Source organism: Ruminococcus sp. RTP21358st1_G6_RTP21358_211008, from assembly GCF_040908885.1.
GTDB classification, from domain to species: domain Bacteria; phylum Bacillota; class Clostridia; order Lachnospirales; family Lachnospiraceae; genus Blautia_A; species Blautia_A faecis.
Genome location: NZ_JBDGDM010000091.1, coordinates 1 through 6,015 on the forward strand (window position 1 = coordinate 1; position 6,015 = coordinate 6,015).

The 6,015-nt window shown below is 42.8% G+C and carries 4 protein-coding genes, 1 pseudogene and 1 riboswitch; all 5 genes and pseudogenes read right to left on the bottom strand.

The features are described from left to right. Nucleotides 1–54: 54 nt before the first annotated feature. The 5 genes and pseudogenes from AB5Z12_RS20490 to AB5Z12_RS20510 all read right to left on the bottom strand — a co-directional run bounded on the left by AB5Z12_RS20490 (nt 55) and on the right by AB5Z12_RS20510 (nt 5,538). Complete coding sequence (locus tag AB5Z12_RS20490) at nt 55–222, bottom strand: DUF6783 domain-containing protein (RefSeq protein WP_368357524.1); 168 nt, start codon at nt 220–222, stop codon at nt 55–57. A gap of 19 nt (nt 223–241) precedes the next feature. Next, nucleotides 242–1,417 (bottom strand): putative hydroxymethylpyrimidine transporter CytX, encoded by a 1,176-nt coding sequence (gene cytX, locus AB5Z12_RS20495; RefSeq protein ID WP_148463615.1) that lies wholly within the window; start codon nt 1,415–1,417, stop codon nt 242–244. Nucleotides 1,418–1,562: 145 nt separating this feature from the next. After that, nucleotides 1,563–2,351, bottom strand: a pseudogene (gene thiD / locus AB5Z12_RS20500) (bifunctional hydroxymethylpyrimidine kinase/phosphomethylpyrimidine kinase); the annotation flags it as partial. A gap of 202 nt (nt 2,352–2,553) precedes the next feature. After that, nucleotides 2,554–2,659, bottom strand: a riboswitch (TPP riboswitch). Nucleotides 2,660–2,730: 71 nt separating this feature from the next. Continuing rightward, nucleotides 2,731–4,407 (bottom strand): alpha-glucosidase, encoded by a 1,677-nt coding sequence (locus AB5Z12_RS20505; protein WP_173774263.1) that lies wholly within the window; start codon nt 4,405–4,407, stop codon nt 2,731–2,733. Nucleotides 4,408–4,560: 153 nt separating this feature from the next. Continuing rightward, the gene (locus tag AB5Z12_RS20510) at nt 4,561–5,538 is read right to left on the bottom strand and encodes an AraC family transcriptional regulator (protein WP_118584253.1); all 978 of its coding nucleotides are present in this window, start codon (nt 5,536–5,538) and stop codon (nt 4,561–4,563) included. Between the last annotated feature and the right edge of the window lie 477 nt (nt 5,539–6,015).

Sequence of the window (6,015 nt, forward strand, 5' to 3'; positions counted from 1 at the left end):
ACTGCCAGCAGATAAATTTCTGCTGGCAGGAAAAATTTATATTTTTTCAATTGTCTACTTGACGGGGAGCGGTTCAAAATGGCAGCCCCTTTTTGAATTTATAAGAAAGCCCATCTCTGGCACTTTCCTGAACCGAGTAGTGTTTATACGAAAGCTAGAGCGTGTTTGAAAAATCATTCCCGCAAATTGCGACGCACATCTTGCAGAAAGCCTTTTATCCAATACACTCTAAAGTGAAAGTCTATTTTTTACTCTTTAAAACATTTCGCACGATCATACAAATGAGAATGGTAACCACCATATCTGGCAGTGTATTTCCCACAGGAATATCAATTCTCATTAAAATTCGGTACAGCACAAATCCGATCACCCAGATTACCGCATTTGTTATGTCAACCGATTCGCCCAGACTGTCAGCACGTTTCAGCAGGAAGAAGTCTGCAATCTGAATGGCGATCATCGGTGCAAATACAGAACCGATGAGGTACAGGAAATCGGTAATGTTGTCCATTGGATATACAATTGCAGCAATTGTTCCGATGATGGTTACGGCAATTGCGGCATATTTTCCATTAATTTTGGAAAATACAGATTCAGATGAAATTCCGGCGGAGTAAGCATCCAGGAATGTGGTGGTAACAGTGGAAAATACAATGATCAGAAGGCCTGCAATTCCCAGTCCGGCTTTCACCATAATCTGAGCAATGTCGGATTCACCGGTATAAATCGCTGCACCCATACCGATTACATACATCCAGCAGCTTACAAGACCGTAAACAATAGAGCTTACAGCAGTTGCTTTCACTGGCTCCTTCGCCTCGCGGGTATAATCACTGATCAGCGGCAGCCAGGACAGTGGCATTGCAACAGAAAGCTCAACCGCAGCACCAAAGGACATGGCTTCCTCGCCAATGGCAAGTGCAGTCCCGCCATCAAAGAAGATGAGCTTGCAGAGTACCAGTGTAAGGATAAAAAGTGCTGCCATAGCGATGGTGTTGATTTTTCCAAGGTTTGTGATGCCGATAAAAATCCACAGTACGATCAGTGCACCGATTACCAGACACCATACCCAGCTTCCGGTATGTAACACACCGTTTGCGGCCAGAGCTCCGTCGTAGATCATAATGGCAGTCCAGCCAACCAGCTGAAGTACGTTCAGGAAGGAGAAGAAAATCCCGCCTTTTTCCCCAAAGCTCATTTTTACGGTTTCCATTGCACTGCGGCGTGTTTTTCCGCCAATTACTCCGGCGAGGAAAAGCATGGTACAGCCAATAATATGTCCGATGATAATGGCAAGAAGACCTTTTCTAAAGCCAAGTGAGGCAAAATAGGTTCCAGTGAGGATTTCCGCCAGGGAAACACCAGCGCCAAACCAGATCAGGCCGTTTTCAAAAATGGAAGTACGTTTTTCGGTCATGTTATTTCGCCTCCTTATCTGGTGTCGGTTTTACGGTTGAGAGTTCAGAATCTGCAGTGACAGAGGCTGCTTGTTTTGCTGACACGCCTGATTCCCCATTTGTGAAGACAGCGGCTTCTGCCGTAATCTCGTCATGTGACAGTGTGAATTCATTTTTTATTGCAAATCCGTGATCCATAGGACCACTGCCTTTTCCAAGATCCAGCATAGCAGCAAGTGCTCCGGAAATATATTTCTTTGCCCTCTCCACGGAAGTATCCAGGTCAAATCCCTTTGCCAGATTAGAAGCAATGGCACTGGATAAGGTACATCCTGTTCCGTGAGTGTTTGGATTGTTGATCCGCTTTCCCTGGAACCATTTGTAATTGCCTTCGCGCCACAGAAGGTCATTGGCGTCATTCAGCTGATGACCACCCTTGCAAAGCACTGCACAGCTGTATTTCTCCCCGATGGCAGCAGCGGCTTTGATCATATCCTCGGCAGTTTCTATTTTCATTCCGGACAGAACCTCTGCCTCCGGAATATTCGGTGTCAGGACTGTGGCCATTGGAAGAAGCTGACTTTTAAGGGCTTCAATGGCTTCATCATTGATCAGCTTGGCTCCGCTTGTAGCGACCATAACCGGGTCTACTACAATGTTCTTTGCTTCATACTGGCGAAGTTTTTTCGCAATGGTTTCAATCAATGCGCTGGAAGATACCATTCCAATCTTCACTGCATCCGGATAAATATCTGTAAAAATATTATCCAGCTGGTCGGCCAGAAATTCTGGCGTTGCTTCCATAATACCTGTTACACCGGTAGTATTCTGTGCGGTAAGTGCGGTAATCGCACTCATGGCATATACTCCATTGCTGATCATTGTCTTGATATCAGCCTGGATACCGGCGCCTCCGCTGGAGTCACTTCCAGCGATTGTTAATGCTGTTCTCATAATTTTCTTCCTTTCTCTTGGCCTTGTTTGAAGCAGTTTCCACGAGTTATGAGTTATAACGTGAAAAAATCTTTTTACAAACCGGCACTGTTGTTATGTATGCATTAATTTTATATAGCGTCCGAAAGTGGTGCCCCCAGCCGAACGCTGCATTGCTGCCATATGAAAAAAGAGACACCCCAATGAGGTGTCTCCGAAAAAAATCAAACCCATGATGACTTCCTACGGCGGCATTATCCGCATCAGGTAAAAGGGTCGAAATTCACAATTTCCTCTCAGCCTGTGTACAAGCTCCCCTGTTCTTTTGTTATTATAGTAATAATGGGAAAAATTGTCAATAAGGTGTTGGAATACAATAAATACCAAGCGTGAAAATCGTTTACGCTAACTCCACAACCAGCACCTGATATCCATGCAGCTTAACTGAATTTCCATCCAGAACCATATCCGGGTAGTTATTGATCAGCACCTTTTTGCATTCTGATGGAAGTGTAATTTCCTGCTCATCCCACTGATAATTGCCAACCACAAGTAAAGTTTTATCTCCTTTACGGTAGTATGCCATTAAATTATGCCGGTCTTCCATAAATGGCTCCAGAGCACCATACACAACGGTTTCTTTATATTCCGGATCCTTGCGAAGAGCGATCAGTTTCTTATAGAAATTAAGTACGGAATTTGGATCAATCGTCTCTTTTTCCACATTAATTGCGGTATAATTGGAATTTACCCGAAGCCACGGTGTACCAGCTGTAAATCCGGCATTTTCTTCACCAGTCCACTGCATGGGGGTACGGGCATTGTCGCGGCTGCGGCGGGCAACAGCTTTCAAAGCTGCTTCCGGGGTAAGTCCGGCGTCAAGTGCAACTTTATATTCATCCAGAGTTGAAATATCATCTACCTCGTCAATAGATTTGAACGGGATATTTTCCATGCCAAGCTCCTGTCCCTGATAAATAAAGGGAAGTCCACGAAGCATGAAATTCAATGCCGCCAGCATTTTTTTGCTTGTGTCACAGCAATCACCTTCTGGAATATAGTGACTGACACCGCGAGGCTCGTCATGATTCTCGATAATATTGGAAACAAATCCGAAATCCCCCATTTTGGCCTGTGTCTCAAAACAGCAGCGCTTGTAGTCGTCAGGTGTGATTTCTTTGCAATCGTACCAGCCTTTCTCAGAACCTCCGAAAATGGTTTCGTTAAAGTCGAACATAGAAGAAAAATAACCATTGTTTCCAATAAAATCCGGGAGCTCTTCGTCTTTTGCGTTGAAAACCTCACCTACGGAAAAAGCATCGTGAGGCTTGAAGGTGCGGTCACGCATTTCTCCAAGAAATTCTCCGATTCCGGAAGCTTCCTCCAGCATTTTATTAATGCTGCAGAGTCCGTCCTCACGATCAGGCTCATAATCATGCATAGGAAGAGCTTTTTTGATATTAATGATAGCATCAATGCGGAAACCGCCAAGACCCTTGTCCAGCCACCAGTTAATATTTTTATATACTTCCTCACGGAGCTCTGGATTTTCCCAGTTCAGGTCAGGCTGCTTTTTATGAAAAACATGAAGGTACTGTTTGTTGGTGCCAGGCAGATCCTCCCATACCGAACCTCCGAAATAGGAGCGCCAGTTAGTAGGAAGCTTACCATCTTCTTTGTCTCTTAAATAGAAGAAACGGCCGTATTTTCCATCCGGATCTTTACAGGCTTTTTTAAACCATTCGTGCTCATCAGAGCAGTGGTTTACAACCAGATCCATGACAATATACATGTCCCGCTTCTTTGCTTCTGCGATAAGGCGGTCCATATCCTCCATAGTTCCGAATCGCGGGTCAATGTCGTAATAATCGGAAATATCGTATCCCTGGTCGGCAAGAGGGGAGCGATAGCAGGGGGAAAGCCAGACAATGTCAACCCCCAGCTCCTTTAAATAATCCAGTTTCTCAATAATTCCCGGCAGATCGCCGATTCCATCACCGTTTGTGTCATAAAAGCTTTTCGGATAAATCTGATAGGCTACTTTATCCTGCCACCATTTTTTTTTCGTGCTATTCATTTATGTCTCCTTATATATAATGATTATCTTTGAACTAAGTACATTATACATACATGAAAAAGAAAATACTTCCCTTAATTTGATTAAAAAATACGAAATTTTGACCAGAGATTGTTTGGAAAATCATTTCGTACATAGGGGGGCAAGCGTGTTTTATAAGGAAGGATTCTCAATCCCCTGGCTGTGTTTCCGATATTGCAGAGGTGTGGTTCCTGTATATTTGCGAAATTCTCTGAGAAAATTCCCCATATTGTTATAACCACAGTCCAGACATATCTCGGTCACTGGAAGACTGCTGTCTTTTAATAAACGTACTGCCTGGCGGATGCGATATTCATTCAGGTATTCTATGGGAGACATGCCGATTGCTTTTTTAAAAAAACGGCAAAAGTATTGCTCATTGAGTCCGATCAGGGATGCCAGATCGCGGATATAAATTTTTTCCTGGTAATGGTCGCGGATGTAAGTGATTGTGGTTTTTATGGTCTCGACCCTGTGGTCATCAGATTTTTCAGTCTGGGAAAAAAGCTGGCGATTGGAAAAATCTGCAAAAATATTTAACAGGGAAGCCTTGATCAGAAGCTGATCTGCCAGGCCGACAATGGCATTTCCAGAAGCGCGGAATAAATTTATATGTAAGGAATCATGAAGCTCTTCCAATTGTTCAGAAAAGCTGCAGCGGTAAAATGCGTTAGTGATGTTCTGGAACTGCTCCTTTATAATAGGAAAAACAGGATGGTTTGCAGAAATACATCTTGGAAAAATCAGACGTCCGTTTTGCAATGGCTGGACAAGCTGAGTCTGAACCGTATCGTAAAAAGGAGAGCAGAGCAGTTCCGGTTGGAAAACGACAGCGTATTCCATGGAGACTTCTTTTGAGCGTGCACGTATGCTGTGCAGTTCGCCGGGATTAATAAAATAAAAACATTCTGAAGATACATCAAATGTTTCCATATTAATATCTAAGGTGAAGGTTCCACCGGGAAAGTAAATAATCTCGACCTCCTCGTGCCAATGGTGCTTGACTAGGATTCCGTGTCCGCTTAGTTTTAAACGGTAAAAAGCACAGGGAAAAGCCTGGGAGCCATGAGGATTTGTTTCTTTTAATGCTGGTGATTGCTGTTGATACATAGAAACCTCCAAACTGGGGAAAGGGTATAAAATAATGAATTTGTTATATGTATTGACGCTATCATGTCTGAGGGCGAAAGTCAATGATTGAAGAAAAAGGATCTTGAAAATAATGTTATAAAAAAATATAAATTTTTTTGTAAAAAGTGCTTGACGATTCCTTACGGCAGTGGTATAGTAAACAAGCTGTCGCAAGGAATTGCTTCTGAAATACTGAAAAATAAAATAGTTTTCAGAAAATTTGAATTAACTATTGACAAATGACTGAACTTATGGTAAAGTAATCAAGTCGCTTGAACAGAACGACAGAAACATACAACTTTATACAGCTTCTTGAAGATCTGAAAAACTTTTGGAAAAAAGTGCTTGACAAGATCTGAAAGATATGATAAAGTAAACGGGCTGTCGCAAAGAGATGACAGACAAACAACCTTGATAACTAAACAGTGAAACACATACGATTCTCGAAAATTCTTA